1 protein-coding gene is annotated in these 404 nt (G+C 46.8%); it reads left to right on the top strand.

All coding sequences use genetic code 11. The features are described 5' to 3' along the window. On the top strand, window positions 1-302 hold a 302-nt coding region (locus KP705_RS18525), incomplete at its 5' end, for a hypothetical protein (RefSeq protein ID WP_215765365.1). Window positions 303-404 lie beyond the last annotated feature (102 nt).

The following is a 404-nucleotide window of genomic DNA, read 5'->3' as shown; positions in this document are numbered from 1 at the left end:
TTCTTCGTCGCAACAGTGGGAACAAGGTTGATGTGTTTAAACATCTTGAACGCATTGGCAGGGATGAGGCCATAAGGCTTCAATCTGATCGCATTGCTGACAGGCTTGAAGGTCTGGGGATTCCGTCTAGGCGTAAGAAGCAGGATGGCACCTTTTTCAAGGTGGGTTTGCTGTCTGGATTAGCTAAGCAGATGGATGAACAGTTTATGCATATCTTGTTCATTCCTGATGTTGATGTTGCTGAGCGTCGCCAGTTGATGAATGAGCTGACCTATTGGATTGATAACATTCTCCAGAATTAGGGGAAGTATGTGCGGTACATGGTTATCACCTGCGGTGAGAACGTCCGCATATATGATGACCTCAAGGCGGAGCATAGGAAATGGACACGCAAGCTCTCTGAT

Origin of the sequence: Gluconobacter sp. P1D12_c, from assembly GCF_018812105.1 — a bacterium.
Lineage (GTDB): Bacteria > Pseudomonadota > Alphaproteobacteria > Acetobacterales > Acetobacteraceae > Gluconobacter > Gluconobacter oxydans_A.
This window is presented reverse-complemented; position numbering and strand designations above follow the sequence as displayed.